This is a genomic window from Caulobacter sp. SL161, from assembly GCF_026672375.1.
Lineage (GTDB): Bacteria > Pseudomonadota > Alphaproteobacteria > Caulobacterales > Caulobacteraceae > Caulobacter.
The window spans coordinates 917,413-930,101 of the sequence record NZ_JAPPRA010000001.1 but is presented as its reverse complement, the minus strand read 5'-3'; the positions used below and the strand labels follow the sequence as shown (position 1 = coordinate 930,101).

Sequence of the window (12,689 nt, the reverse complement as noted above, 5' to 3'; positions counted from 1 at the left end):
TTTATCACGCTCCGGCCGCCGCAAGGCGTCGCTCCCGCCATGTCTCAGCCCAAGCTTTCATCCGCGCCCGACACGGATTTTCGATGACGTGGAACGAGATTGCGGACAACGGGACAAGCGCGGCGACAATCAAAATCCAGATCAACAGCGGCAATTTGTCGCCCTCGATATTCAGGACTTTCGTGGCCGCATTGATCGCCAGGATCTTCCACGGAATGCAGATCATATAGGTCGAGTAGCTGATCTCACCCAGATACACGAAAGTCTTCTGGGTGGCGAAACGCGAGCCGGCTGAAGCCAGACTGGCCAGCATGAAGATCAGCCCGCCCAGAAGCATCACGATGCTCAAATCCGGGGCGCCGAACTGGATCGCCGCCAGGATGGCGAGGCCCAGAACCGCCGCGCCGGGCCCGGCGAGTCGGGCCGGAAAGCGCCCCGACCGCCACAGGGCGTGCAGCGCGCAGCCATAGGCGAAGCACGGCACGATACGCAGCGCGCCCCAGCGGATGGTGGCCTCGGTCAGCGAGAATCCCGCCAGCGCCTCGAAGACGGGATAGATCATCGCGATCAGCGCCAGGGCGGCCAGAACCGCAACAAGGGGTCTGCTGCGCAGACGCCAGGCGGCGAAGGCGAAAACGGGGAAGGTCAGGTAGGCGAACCACTCGGCCGAGATCGACCAGGAGGCGTGGTTCCACCCCGCGACCGGCGCCAGTCCCCAGGCGTGCACCAGCAGCAGATTCGCCGGCAGCGACGGCCAGGACAGAATGTTCGGGTCGACCGCGAGCCCCGCCACCGCGCCCGCCAGCGCCATGGCGCCGACACCGACCAGCGTGGCCAGGTGCAGCGGATAGACCCGCGCCAACCGGTTCCACAGAAAGTCGCCATAGCGGAACCGGCCTTCGCCGAACCCCGCCAGATAGACGTGGCAGAGGATAAAGCCCGACAGTACGAAGAACGCCTCGACGCCCAGATAGCCCTTGGACGCGATCGCCGGCGTGAACCCGACATCGAGGTTCGGCCAATAGTGATAGAGCACCACCCAGAAGGCGGCGAAAAACCGGAGGGCCGTAAGCGGCTTGACATGGGCTGCGTCGGGCATGAATTCGGTCTCCGGCGTCGCTTTTCCAGACGCGAGGTCTCGACAAACAGGGCGTTCGTCCCCATTAGGTCACGCTCACGGTTCCGTGCGGGGAGGCGCGGCGCCAGAACCCTATTGGGGACCCATGAACGAAATCCTTAGCCTTGCCGTCGATCCGGCCGCCTGGGCCGCGCTCATCACGCTGATCGTGATGGAAGTGGTTCTGGGCATCGACAATCTGATCTTCATCTCAATCCTGTCGAACAAGCTCCCCGAGGAGCACCGGCAGAAGGTCCGCCGGATCGGCATCTCGCTGGCGCTGATCATGCGCCTGGTCTTGCTGTCGACCATCGCCTTCATCGTCGGCCTCACCGCGCCTGTGTTTGACCTGGGGATCAGCGGCCCGGTCGGGGCGCATGGCGAGCCTGGTTTCGAAACGGCCTTCTCCTGGCGTGACCTGATCCTGATCGCCGGCGGCATCTTCCTGATCTGGAAGGCCACGAAGGAAATTCACCACGCAGTCGATCCGGGCAAGAGCGATGACGTGCTCGAGAAGGACAAGGCCACCGTCGTGATCAACAACGTCGGCTCGGCGATCTTCCAGATCATCCTGCTGGACCTGGTGTTCTCGATCGACTCGATCCTGACCGCCGTGGGCATGACCGAGCACCTGCCGATCATGGTCATCGCCGTGCTGGTCGCTGTGACCGTGATGCTGCTGGCCGCCGACCCGCTGGCCAACTTCATCAACAACAACCCGACCGTGGTCATGCTGGCCCTGGGCTTCCTGCTGATGATCGGCACCGTGCTGATCGCCGAAGGCTTCGGCGGCCATGTGCCGAAGGGCTACATCTATACCGCCATGGCCTTCTCGGCCGGGGTCGAAGGGCTGAACATGCTGGCGCGCAAACGCGACGCCAAGAAGCAGGAACAGCAGACCTAGGGTTCTCGGCTTAGGCGATTTGACCAGAAATCCCCGGGGCGGCTCGCTCCGGGGATTTTTTGTTGTCTGAACGCCCGCGACCCGCTCAGAGGAAGCTGTAGGGATCCACGTCGATCACGACCCGCACAGAGTTCGGAACCTTGGCCCGGGCGCGCCAGGCGGCCATGAAGCCCTGCAGGTCGACCTTGCGCTCGGCGCGCACCAGGAACCGCTTGCGCCGTCTGCCGCGCACCAGCGCCAGGGGCGCATCGGCCGGCCCGAACACCTCGACCCCCTCGGCGTTGGGGATGACCGCCGCCAGCGCCTCGACATAGGCGTCCAGCGCCGCGCCGTCCGGTCCCGAGGCGATCACGGCGGCGAGGCGCCCAAACGGCGGCAGGCCCGCGTCCTCCCGCATCGCCATCTCGGCCTCGACGAAGGCGTCGCGGTCCTGCGCCGCCAGCGCCCGCATCACCGCGTGATCGGGGGCGTAGGTCTGCAGCAGCGCCCGCCCCGGCTTCTCATGCCGCCCCGCGCGTCCCGCCGCCTGGGCCAGAAGCTGGAACGTCCGCTCCCCCGCCCTCAGGTCGCCGCCGCGGAGTGACAGATCAGCGTCGACCACGCCCACCAGAGTCAGGTTCGGGAAGTTGTGGCCCTTGGCGGCGGCCTGGGTCGCCACCAGGATGTCGATCTCGCCGGCCGCCATGCTGGACACGAGCGCCTTGGCGCCCTCGGCGTCCATCACTGTGTCGGACGAGAACACCGCCACCCGGGCGTCGGGGAAGATGTGCCGCGCCTCCTCCTCCACCCGCTCCACGCCAGGGCCGATCGAGACCAGCGAGTCCTTGGCGCCGCAATGGGGGCACGCCTCCGGCTTCTTCATCGAAAAGCCCGTCAGGTGACAGACCAGACGCCCGGTGTAGCGGTGCTCGACCAGCCAGCTGTCGGTGTCGGGCGACTTCATTTTCTCGCCGCAGGCCTTGCACAGGACGAGCGGCGCATAGCCCCGGCGGTTCAGGAACAGCATGGCCTGTTCGCCACGCTGCAGCGTTACGGCCATGGCCTTGATCAGCGGCGGCGACAGCCAGCGACCGGGCTCCGGCGGGGTCTGGCGCATGTCGACCAGGCCGATGTCCGGCAGCTGCGCCGCGCCGTGGCGGGCGGACAGCCTCAGCCAGCGATAGCGCCCGGTCTGGGCGTTGTAGAGGCTCTCCAGCGACGGCGTCGCCGAGGCCAGAAGCACACTGGCGCCCTCGATCTTGGCGCGGGCCACGGCCAGGTCACGGGCCTGATAGATGAAGCCCTCCTCCTGCTTGAACGAGCTGTCGTGCTCCTCGTCCACGACAATCAGGCGCAGTTTGCGGAAGGGCAGGAACAGGGCCGAGCGCGCGCCCACGACAATCCGCGCGTTCCCGCCCGCGACCGCCTCCCAGACCTGGCGGCGACGCGGCGGCGAGACGCCCGAGTGCCACTCGGCGGGAAGCGCACCGAATCGTTGCTCGAACCTGGCCATCACCGCCTGGGTCAGGGCGATCTCGGGCAACAGGACCAGCACCTGGGTCTCGGGGTCCTTCAGCGCCTCGGCGACGGCTTCCAGATAGACCTCGGTCTTGCCCGAGCCGGTCACACCGTCGAGCAACGCCGCCTGAAAGCCGCCGCTGTCCAGCATGTCCTTAAGCACGTCGACACAGGCGGCTTGGCCGGGGTTGAGCGCCCGGGCGGGCAGCGACAGGTCGGGCTGCGGCAGACCGCGTTCGGGCTCCACGAAATCGACGGCCAGAACGCCCTCGTCGACCAGCCCCTTGACCACCCCCGCCGAAACGCCCGCCGCCGAGGCCAGGGCCGCGCCCGAGAGCTTTGTCCCCTCCGCGGCGGCCATCACCTTGAGCCGCGCCGGGGTGACGCGAGCGGGCTGCGCGCCCGTCAGCACCAGAACCTTGTCGGGCTTGGGCGGCGGATGGCGCAGGCCGCGCAGGGCCATGGCCAAGGGCCAGCCGGGGACATCGACCGAGTAGCGCGCCGCCCAATCGACGAACGCCAAAGCCCCCGGCGGCAGCGGCGGATCATCGACCCGTTCCAGCACCGGCTTCAGCGGCCGATTGCCGCCGGTCCCGTCGCGCAGGGCCGTGACCACGCCCCGGATGACGCGCGGTCCCAGGGGCACGGTCACATGGTCGCCGACGGCCAGCGCCAGGCCTTCCGGCTCGGCGTAGTCGAAGGCCTCCGGCAACGGCATCGGCAGCAGGACGGAAGCAATGCGCGGCATAGCGTGAGCTTCTGCCGCGAAACCGTCCCCAGGTCGAGAGCACCGCGTCGTGGCGTCATCAAGCCGGTGTTAACCGTCTTGGCGCTTCATCTGGTCGCCTTGAGTCTGGAGCGGGTGGGGACGAGATGAGCGACGCGACGCGAGCGACCAGGACGATGGTCGTGGACCCCGAAAGCGTGCGTGACTTCCTCCGCACCGAGCCGGAATTTCTACGCCAGGACGAAAGCCTGCTGGGCGAGCTGGGCCTGCGGGTCGACGCGGCCAACGTTGTCGACTTTGGCCCGCGCGCCCTGGCCCGCGCCGCCGCCGCCCATCGCCGCGAGGCCAGCGTCCGGCAAGCCATCGAGGCCAATGCGCGCGCCAACTACTCCGCCCAGGCCCAGACCCACGCTGCGGTCATCGACATGCTCGACGCCCGCAACCATTCCGACCTCGCCCGCCGTGTCGATGAGATGGCGCAGTTGCGCTTCGGACATGCCGCCGGCGTGATCGCCCTGGAAGGCCCCAGCCGCGTCCCGGCCGGTTGGCGGGCCCTGGCGGAGAGTCAGGTCGATATGCTGCTGGGCGACGCGCCCATCGCGCGCATGGGCTTCTTCGCCCCGGCCCTGCCGCTGTTCGACGACAAGGCCGAGACGATTCGCAGCATGGCGATCGTCCGTATGGCGATCTGGGAGCCCCGTCGCGAGGCGCTGATCGCCTTCGGCTCGACCGACCCCGAAGGCTTCACGCCGGACATGGGCACCGAACTGGTCAACTTCCTGGCCCGCGTCGTCGAGCGGACGGCCGAACGCTGGCCCGTCCTGTGAGCGCCCGCCAGGCCTACGCCGCCTGGCTGGATCACCTGACGCTGGAGCGCCGGGCTTCGCCGCGCACCGTGCGGGCCTATGGCGACAATGTTCTAGCCTATCTGAACTTTCTCGAGACTCATCGGGGCGAGACGTTGAGCCTTGCCACGATGGGCGTGATCTCGGCGGCGGACCTGCGCGGCTATCTGGCGTTCCGTCGTCAGGGCGAGAAAGCCTTGGCGCCGCGTTCCCTGTCCCAGGCGCTGTCGTCGATCCGCGCCTTTCATCGCTACCTGGATCAGCGCCATGGCGTGGCGAACGCCGCCGTGGAGCTGGTCCGAGGCCCCCGCCTGAAGGTCGGCCTGCCGCGACCGGTGTCCGAGGATCAGGCGCGCGACCTGATCACCGAGGCGGCCGAGGACACCGAGCGCGAGCCTTGGGAGACGGCGCGCGACGGGGCGGTGCTGACCCTGCTGTGGGGCTGCGGCCTGCGGATCAGCGAGGCGCTGTCTCTGCGTATCAGCGACACGCCGCTGGCCGGCGCCCTGCGGATCACGGGCAAGGGCGGCAAGACCCGGATCGTGCCTGTGCTTGACGCCGTTCGCGACGCTGTCGGAGTCTATCTGGACGAACTTCCGTTCCGGCTCGGCCCCGATGAGCCCCTGTTCCGCGCCAAGCGCGGAGGGCCGCTGTCGCCGCGCCACGTCCAAGGGCTGGTCCAGACCTTGCGCGGGCGACTTGGACTGTCGGACCGCGTCACGCCGCACGCCTTCCGACATGCGTTCGCCACCCACCTCTTGGGCGCCGGCGCCGATCTCCGGGCGATCCAAGACCTTCTGGGTCACGCCTCGTTGTCGACCACCCAGCGCTACACGCAGGTCGACGCCGCTGGCCTGCTGGCCGCCTATCAGGCCGCTCATCCCAAGGCTTGAGGGACCAAGGCCGGCCCTCCCGGCAAGATGGGGAACGGGCCTGACCCGGGTGCGTCAGACTGTCGCTAAACGTCGTCGCTCGCACGCGCATTAACCGCGATTTTACCGCGCAAGGACGTTTCTAAGGTCCAGAACAGCGCGCTTTCGTCCCGCGCCCGTTCATGACGAGGCCTAGATGAAACTCGACGACCTGAAGATTTCGACAAAGGTGGCGCTGCCGGCCATCGCGCTGACCATCGTGAGCCTGGCTCTGGTGGGCGCTTCATTCGTAGAGTCGCGCAAAGCCGAAGCCATCCGCTCGATGCTCATCAACGAGCGCGCGCCCGCCCAGCTCGAGGCTGCGGAATTCAATCGTCGCGTTGTGACCCTCGGCTATGCGGCCTATCGCGTCGTCGCGAGCCAGGGAACGTCCAAGGAAGCCACGGAAGCCAGCGCGGAACTCGACGCCGCCTACAAGACCGCCAAAGACAAGCTGCGCGGCATCAACGTCGTGGATCCTACCGCTGATAAGGTCACCAAGGACTTCGGCGCGCGTCTGGAAAAGATCTACACCAGCGCTCGGCAGGGCGCGGATATGGGTCTGCAAGACGTAGACGAGGCCGGCATGATGGTCATGGCGGTGATCGACCCCGAGATCGCGAACCTCAAGACGGACGTTGAAAAGTACTTAACCGGCCATGCCGCTCAGACTGAAGCCCTCGTGGCCAAGATCGACCGGGAGGCTGACCAAGGCCGCACCTTCAGTCTGGTGCTCGGTCTTCTGGCGGTCGCGAGCGCTCTGGCGTTCGCGCTCTGGATCGGCTCGCGGAAGATCGCGGCCCCGCTGATCGCCACCGCCAAGACGATGGACATTCTGGCCCAGGGCTCCGTGGACGTCGAAGTGCGGGGCGCCGAGCGCAAGGACGAGGTCGGCGCGATGGCCCGCTCGGTCCAGGTGTTCAAGGACAACGCCGTAGCCCTGCGCACCGCCGAGGCCGCCCAGCAGCGCGCCAATGCCGAGGTCGAGGGCGAGCGTCGTCGCAACCAGGAACTGGCCGAAGCCGCCGCCAAGGAACAGGCCATGGTCATGGAAGCCATCGCCGGCGGCCTGGCCCGCCTGTCGGACGGCGACCTGACCTACCGCCTGGATCAGCAGTTCCCCGAGGCCTACAAGCGCCTGCAGAGCGATTTCAACGGCGCCATCGCCCAGTTGGAAGAGGCCATGGGCACGATTGTCCACGCCGCGAGCAGCATCGGCGCAGGCTCGGACGAAATCGCCTCGGCCGCCGACGACCTGTCGCGCCGCAGCGAGCAGCAGGCCGCCAGCCTGGAGGAAACCGCCGCCGCCCTGGACGAGATCACCGCCACGGTGCGCCGCTCGTCGGCCGGCGCCATGGAAGCCAGCAAGGTGGTCGGTTCAACCCGTTCGGACGCCGAGCGTTCCAGCGTCGTGGTCCGCAACGCCGTCGATGCGATGAACCAGATCGAAAAGTCGTCGCAGTCGATCAGCCAGATCATCGGCGTCATCGACGAGATCGCCTTCCAGACCAACCTGCTGGCGCTGAACGCCGGTGTCGAGGCCGCGCGCGCCGGTGAAGCCGGCCGGGGTTTCGCTGTCGTCGCCCAGGAAGTCCGGGCCCTGGCCCAGCGCTCGGCCGATGCGGCCAAGGAGATCAAGACCCTGATCTCGACCTCGTCCCAGCAGGTCAATCAGGGCGTGGCCATGGTCGGCCAAACCGGCGAGGCGTTGCAGTCGATCGTGGTCAAGGTCGGCGAGATCGACGCCTTGGTCGGCGAGATCGCGGCCTCGGGTCAGGAGCAGGCCACGGGCCTGAACGAGGTCAACGCCGCCGTCAACCAGATGGACCAGACCGTTCAGCAGAACGCCGCCATGGTCGAACAGTCCACCGCCGCCTCGCACGCGCTGAAGAACGAGGCCGGCAACCTGATGCAGATGATCGCGAAGTTCCGGGTCAAGGGCGCGGCGAGCGTGGCGGCCGCCGGCGGCTCCAGGCACGCCAGCCGCTCGGTCGCCCCGCCGCCCGCATCGCCTCGCGCCTCGGAGCCCGCTCCGGCCCCAGTGACCAAGGGTCCCGCCCTCGCCAGCGCCACCAGCCGTCCGGGGGTCAATCCGGTGGCCGCCGCCCAGGCCAAGCTGGCCCAGGCCGTCGGGGCGTCGTCCAGCGACGACTGGGAAGAGTTCTAAACCGGTTTAGTACGCGTAAGCCCCGCCGCCCCCCTCTGGCGGGGTTCCTCCCCTCGAAAAACAGACTGGCCCCGCTTCCTCAGGAGGCGGGGCCTTTTTCTTGGCTGTATTCGCGTTGAACGTGGGCGCTCACGCGGATTGGAAATCCTCGTCCTTCGACAAGCTCCGGATGAGGATTTTGCGCGAACCGAGGCCAACAGTCGTCCTCGCCCTGAGCTCGTCGAAGGGCGAGGGCGGCCGCCACGACGCATGCACATCCAATGTGAATTCAGCCTTTTTCTGTGGACGCATCACCGCCGCCCCGGGATCTAAACGAGAACGGCGGAGCTCGCATCGCGAACTCCGCCGTTCCCAAGAACAAAAGGAATGTCGTTCCGACGGCGGAGCGACGACGCCTGCGCCTACGCCTGCATCGTCCAGCCTTCGACCCCCATGGCCGCCTGGCGCAGGGCTTCCGAGCGGGTCGGGTGGGGGTGGCAGGTGCGGGCCACGTCTTCCGAAGCGCCGCCGAACTCCATGGCCACGCAGTACTCGGCGATCATGTCGCCGACGTTCGGGCCGACCATGTGGGCGCCCAGAATGCGGTCGGTCTTGGCGTCGGCCAGGATCTTCACGAAGCCGTCGGTCTCGTGGTTGATCTTGGCGCGGCTGTTGGCCAGGAACGGGAACTTGCCAACCTTGTAGGCGACACCCTCGGCCTTGAGTTCGTCCTCGGTCTTGCCGACCGTGGCCACCTCGGGGCTGGTGTAAACCACGCCCGGGATGATGCCGTAGTTCACGTGGCCGGCCTTGCCAGCGATCATCTCGATGCAGGCCACGCCCTCGTCCTCGGCCTTGTGGGCCAGCATCGGACCCGAGGTGACGTCACCGATCACCCACACGCCGGCGACGCCGGTCTTGAAGTGGTCGTTGGCGATCATGCCGCGCTTGTCGGGCGTAATGCCGACCGTCTCCAGGCCCAGGCCTTGGGTGTACGGGCGACGGCCGATGGCGACCAGCACGTAGTCGGCCTCGATCGTCTGGGCCTCGCCGCCGGCGACCGGCTCGAAGCTCAGCTTCACGCCCTTGGCGCCGGCTTCAGCGCCCGTGACCTTGGCGCCCAGCTGGAACTTGAAGCCTTGCTTGACCAGGATCTTCTGGAAGGCGTTGGCCACTTCAGTGTCGGTGCCCGGCAGGATGCGGTCCAGGTACTCGACCACGGTGACTTCCGCGCCCAGGCGCTTCCAGACCGAACCCAGTTCCAGGCCGATCACGCCGGCGCCGACGACCACCAGACGCTTGGGCACTTCGGGCAGCGACAGGGCGCCGGTCGAGTCGATGATGCGCTTGTTGTCGACGCTCACGCCCGGCAGCGGGGTGGGCTCCGAGCCTGTGGCGATCACGATGTTCTTGGTTTCGAGGGTGGTTTCCGAGCCGTCCTCGGCCTTCACCACGACCTTGCCGACGCCTTCAATCCGGCCCCAGCCCTTGTGGTACTCGACCTTGTTCTTCTTCATCAGGAACTCGACGCCCTTGGTCAGGGCTTCGACGCTCTCGGCCTTCTGGGCCATCATCTGGGACAAGTTCAGCTTGGGCTTCACCTCGATGCCCAGCTTGGCGAACTCGGGACCCGTCGCGGCGGCGTACAGCTCCGAGGCGTGCAGCAGGGCCTTGGAGGGCATGCAGCCGACGTTCAGGCAGGTGCCGCCCAGCTTGCCGCGGCCTTCGACGATCGCGACCTTCAGGCCCAGCTGGCCGGCGCGGATCGCCGCGTTATAGCCACCAGGACCGCCACCGATGATGACGACGTCGTACTGAGCCATGGGTCTATCGCCTTCAGGACGCGCCATATGCGGCGCCGGACAAATGTAGGGCCTCGCCGGCCGCTTTGTCAGACCTCTGGAGGCGCGTGTTCCTTAGAGGGAACCCGGATAAAACGGAACCCGCTTTCGACGCCCGCCCCTTGAAAACCAAGGAGATTGGGCGCTTCGGGGAATGGACGCCTCTTCCCCGGCTAGACCGACACGCTCTAGCGTGGGTGAACGCATCCGGAGACCTTCGCGACGTGCTGAAATCTGCAGCCCTGGCCATCACCCTGTTTTGCGCGTGCACGGCGCCCGCAATGGCTTACGCCTTCGATGAGGCGCCGATCATCATCGGGCGATCAACGACCCTGGAGTCCAAGGTCCTTGGACAGATGCGGCGCATCAACGTCCACACCCCGACCGACTACGCGACCTCAGGCAAGACCTATCCGGTGTTGTTCCTCCTGGACGGCGGCGAGCGGGAGGACTTCCCGCATATCGTCGGCTTGGCGCAACTGGGCGAGCTGTCCTGGACCTATAGGGAGATGATTGTCGTCGGGATCGAAGGGGTCGATCGACGTCATGATCTGACCCACACCTCCTCCGTCGCCCAGGAGAAGGCCGACTTCCCGACCATGGGCGGTTCGGCCGCCTATCGCCGCTTTCTGTCCGAGGAGCTCAAGCCTTGGGTGGCGGCCCGCTACCGCACGAACGGCGAGAGCGCGATCATCGGCGAGAGCCTGGCCGGCCTGTTCGTGATCGAGACCCTGCTCAAGCAGCCGACCCTGTTCGACGCCTATATCGCCGCCAGTCCCAGCCTGTGGTGGAGCGACCAGGCGCTGGCGCGGGGCGCGGCGGCCGACATCACCCGGTGGCCGGCCCTTGGCGCCCGCAAGCTGTACCTGACCATCGGCGACGAGGGATCGACGATGCAGGAGGGCGTCGACAAGATCGTGGCGGCGATCGGCGCCGCCAAGCCTGCGGGCCTGACCCTGGTCTACGATCCGATGCAGCATGAGCAGCACAGCACGATCTACCACCCGGCGGCGCTGAAGGCCTTCCGGACGGTCTGGCCCGGCCCACGGCCGGACTGACGCGCCCTCCTTCGCCCTCAGGGATGGGGTGGGGCGACGCCGTGTTTGTCGGCCAGATAGCGGATGATCGGACGCGCGTCCGAAAGGAAGCTCAGTCCATTGGCGGACTGGATTTCGCCGTAGGGCCCGGCGTCCTCAGCGGCTTCGGCCAAGATCAGGGTCGGCGCGTTCTGATGCGCCTCGCCCAGACGCTCGAACAGGTCCGCGCGCGGCCGGGCATAGTCGACATAGACGATGTCGAGCGCGTCGCGCAGATGCGGGTAATAGGCCAGATAGCCTTCCATCATCGCGCAATCAGGACAGATCCAGACCTTGTCCATGTCCGGGAAACCGGCCCGAAGCAGGTAGAGCGTATCCTTGGACAGGGGCGCCTCCGCCAAAAGCCAAGAAGCCCGCCGTGAGGCGGGCTTCCGAAAGGTCTCTTAGAGCTCCAGCAGCAGACGCTGCGGGTCTTCGATGGCTTCCTTGACCTTCACCAGGAAGGTCACGGCGCCGGCGCCGTCGACGATGCGGTGATCGTAGGACAGGGCCAGGTACATCATCGGGCGGATCTCGATCTTGCCGTTGATGACCATCGGGCGTTCCTTGATGGCGTGCATGCCGAGGATCCCCGACTGCGGCGCGTTCAGGATCGGGGTCGACATCAGCGAGCCGTAGATGCCGCCGTTGGTGATCGTGAAGGTGCCGCCCTGCATGTCCTCGATGGCCAGCTGGCCGTTGCGGGCGCGCTTGCCGAGATCGCCGATGGTCTTTTCGATGCCGGCCAGGTTCAGGGCGTCGGCGTCACGGACGACCGGAACCACCAGGCCCTTGTCGGTGCCGACGGCGACGCCGATGTCATAGTGGTTCTTGTAGATGACGTCCTGACCGTCGATCTCGGCGTTGACGTCCGGGATCGCCTTCAGGGCCGCGACGACGGCCTTCACGAAGAACGACATGAAGCCCAGCTTCACGCCGTGCTGCTTTTCGAACACGTCCTTGTACTGGGCGCGCAGGGCCATCACCGCGCTCATGTCGACCTCGTTGAAGGTCGTCAGCATGGCGGCGCTGTTCTGGGCTTCCTTCAGGCGACGGGCGATCGTCTGACGCAGGCGCGTCATCTTCACGCGCTCTTCGCGCTCGTGCAGGGCGCGCGGCGCGGCGGCGGCCGCGGCCGGGGCCGGGGCCGAAGCGCGGGCTTCCAGAGCGGCCAGGGCGTCGCCCTTGGTCACGCGGCCGTCCTTGCCGGTGCCGGCGACCTTCGAGAGGTCGAGGCCGCTTTCGGCGGCGATGCGGGCCGGGGCCGGGCTGACCGGAGCCGCGGCGGGCGCTGCGGCCGGGGCCGGGGCGGCGGCCGGAGCGGGCGCCGGCTTGGGCGCTTCAGCCTTCGGCGCGGGGGCGGCGGCGGGCGCGGCCGACGCGGCGGCGCCTTCGGCCACGACGCCCAGCACCGTGCCCGGAACGACGGTCGCACCTTCCGCAGCGCCGATCGCCGACAGCACGCCGTCGGCGGGCGAGGCCACTTCCAGCGAAACCTTGTCGGTTTCCAGCTCGACGAGGATCTCGTCCTTCTTCACGGCCTCACCGACCTTCTTGGTCCAGCGCGCCACCGTGGCTTCGGTGACGGATTCGCCGAGGGCGGGCGTATTGATGTCGGCCATGGG

The 12,689-nt window shown here is 67.4% G+C and carries 11 protein-coding genes; 5 read left to right on the top strand and 6 right to left on the bottom strand.

All coding sequences use genetic code 11. The features are described 5' to 3' along the window. Positions 1-4 precede the first annotated feature (4 nt). Positions 5-1,099, bottom strand: a complete 1,095-nt coding sequence (locus tag OVA11_RS04730) for an acyltransferase family protein (protein WP_268066405.1) — start codon at positions 1,097-1,099, stop codon at positions 5-7. Positions 1,100-1,223: 124 nt separating this feature from the next. Between OVA11_RS04730 and OVA11_RS04725 the strand changes: the two genes are divergently transcribed. Continuing rightward, positions 1,224-2,021 (top strand): TerC family protein, encoded by a 798-nt coding sequence (locus OVA11_RS04725; protein WP_268066404.1) that lies wholly within the window; start codon positions 1,224-1,226, stop codon positions 2,019-2,021. Between the two features lie 85 nt (positions 2,022-2,106). Here the strand turns inward: OVA11_RS04725 and OVA11_RS04720 are convergent, their stop codons facing one another. Further along, positions 2,107-4,266 (bottom strand): primosomal protein N', encoded by a 2,160-nt coding sequence (locus tag OVA11_RS04720; RefSeq protein ID WP_268066402.1) that lies wholly within the window; start codon positions 4,264-4,266, stop codon positions 2,107-2,109. 125 nt (positions 4,267-4,391) lie between these two features. Here OVA11_RS04720 and OVA11_RS04715 point away from each other — a divergent pair, with 125 nt between their 5' ends. From OVA11_RS04715 to OVA11_RS04705, 3 genes are all read left to right on the top strand, one after another. Next, complete coding sequence (locus OVA11_RS04715) at positions 4,392-5,072, top strand: DUF484 family protein (RefSeq protein WP_010918234.1); 681 nt, start codon at positions 4,392-4,394, stop codon at positions 5,070-5,072. Further along, the gene (locus tag OVA11_RS04710) at positions 5,069-5,983 is read left to right on the top strand and encodes a tyrosine recombinase XerC (RefSeq protein WP_268066401.1); all 915 of its coding nucleotides are present in this window, start codon (positions 5,069-5,071) and stop codon (positions 5,981-5,983) included. The genes OVA11_RS04715 and OVA11_RS04710 overlap by 4 nt, the downstream gene beginning before the upstream one ends. 175 nt (positions 5,984-6,158) lie before the next feature. Next, positions 6,159-8,168, top strand: a complete 2,010-nt coding sequence (locus OVA11_RS04705) for a methyl-accepting chemotaxis protein (protein ID WP_268066399.1) — start codon at positions 6,159-6,161, stop codon at positions 8,166-8,168. A gap of 129 nt (positions 8,169-8,297) precedes the next feature. Here OVA11_RS04705 and OVA11_RS04700 read toward each other — a convergent pair whose 3' ends face one another. Both OVA11_RS04700 and lpdA read right to left on the bottom strand, forming a co-directional pair. Then, complete coding sequence (locus OVA11_RS04700) at positions 8,298-8,459, bottom strand: hypothetical protein (RefSeq protein ID WP_268066397.1); 162 nt, start codon at positions 8,457-8,459, stop codon at positions 8,298-8,300. Between the two features lie 110 nt (positions 8,460-8,569). Next, positions 8,570-9,970 carry a dihydrolipoyl dehydrogenase gene (gene lpdA / locus OVA11_RS04695; protein ID WP_268066395.1) on the bottom strand — a complete coding sequence of 467 codons (1,401 nt, stop codon included), beginning with the start codon at positions 9,968-9,970 and terminating at the stop codon, positions 8,570-8,572. A gap of 242 nt (positions 9,971-10,212) precedes the next feature. Here lpdA and OVA11_RS04690 point away from each other — a divergent pair, with 242 nt between their 5' ends. Further along, complete coding sequence (locus OVA11_RS04690; protein ID WP_268066394.1) at positions 10,213-11,046, top strand: alpha/beta hydrolase; 834 nt, start codon at positions 10,213-10,215, stop codon at positions 11,044-11,046. Positions 11,047-11,063: 17 nt separating this feature from the next. On the opposite strand, the gene OVA11_RS04685 is transcribed toward OVA11_RS04690, so the two are convergent. Together OVA11_RS04685 and odhB are read right to left on the bottom strand one after the other, a co-directional pair. Beyond that, positions 11,064-11,411, bottom strand: a complete 348-nt coding sequence (locus tag OVA11_RS04685) for a DUF3088 family protein (RefSeq protein ID WP_268068892.1) — start codon at positions 11,409-11,411, stop codon at positions 11,064-11,066. A gap of 57 nt (positions 11,412-11,468) precedes the next feature. Continuing rightward, positions 11,469-12,686 (bottom strand): 2-oxoglutarate dehydrogenase complex dihydrolipoyllysine-residue succinyltransferase, encoded by a 1,218-nt coding sequence (odhB, locus tag OVA11_RS04680; protein WP_268066392.1) that lies wholly within the window; start codon positions 12,684-12,686, stop codon positions 11,469-11,471. Positions 12,687-12,689 lie beyond the last annotated feature (3 nt).